This is a genomic window from Thermus thalpophilus (assembly GCF_022760915.1).
GTDB lineage: Bacteria > Deinococcota > Deinococci > Deinococcales > Thermaceae > Thermus > Thermus thalpophilus.
The window spans coordinates 1-907 of sequence record NZ_JAKTNS010000095.1 but is presented as its reverse complement, the minus strand read 5'-3'; the positions used below and the strand labels follow the sequence as shown (position 1 = coordinate 907).

Genomic DNA, 907 nt, shown 5'->3' with positions numbered 1-907 from the left:
AGAGGCTGTCGTAAAAGTCCTCCACGGCCAGCTACGCGGCCCTAGCCAGCCGCTTCACCAACAAGCGTAGCATGCCCAGATACACCCAGGCCTCGCTCACCCGAGGGTTAGCTTCGTAGTCCTTGGCAAGCCGCCGATTCCGCCCAAGCCAGGCGAAGGTCCGCTCCACCACCCACCGCTTGGGCAAGGGCTTGAACCCCCTCTCCCGCGGAAGCTCCGGCGCCTCCTCCCCCTCCCGCACCCAGACCCCACGCACCCCCGCGTAGGGACGGGCCACCACCTCAAGCTCCAGCCCCAGGGAAGAAGCGAGCCCCTTGAGGCCCCTGTACCCCCAGTCCACAAAGAGCTTCCGCACCCTTGGCCAAAGGGAGAGGTCCATCCCCAGGAGCAAGGCCTCCCCACCCCGCTTATCGTGCTCGTTGGCCGGGTGCACGAAGGCCTTCAGCAAGCGACCCCCCGTGTCCGTCAAGATTTGGCGCTTTCTCCCCTTGACCTTTTTCGCCCCGTCGTTCCCTCGGGGCCCCCTTTTTCCGTGGTCTTGACGGACTGGCTATCCATCACCAGAGCGCTGGGCGAAGCTTGCCTCCCTTCTCGCTCCCGGTCCTGGCGGGCCAGGGCCTGGACGGCCTTCTCCCAAATGCCTTCCTTCTGCCACTTGCGGAAGTAGTGGTAGACGGTGGACCAGTGGGGCAAGTCATGGGGCATAGCCCGCCACTTGATGCCGTTTTCCAGGACGTAAAGGATGGCGTTAACGATTTCTCTCCTCGGCACCTTGGCGGGGCGGCCGCCGGGCTTGGGGGCTGGGATGAGGGGCTCCAGGAGGGCCCACTCCGCATCGCTGAGGTCGCTGGGGTAAGATCGTCTAGAGCTCATCCCTCAAGAATACCACCCTTTTACGACAGCCTCT

1 protein-coding gene is annotated in these 907 nt (G+C 64.4%); it reads right to left on the bottom strand.

The features are described 5' to 3' along the window. Window positions 1-31: 31 nt before the first annotated feature. Window positions 32-873 (bottom strand): IS5 family transposase gene (locus L0D17_RS13150; protein ID WP_244346638.1). Its coding sequence is split into 2 segments (ribosomal slippage): window positions 32-510 and window positions 510-873, totalling 843 coding nucleotides; the frame shifts between segments, so codons are not numbered across the junction. Between the last annotated feature and the right edge of the window lie 34 nt (window positions 874-907).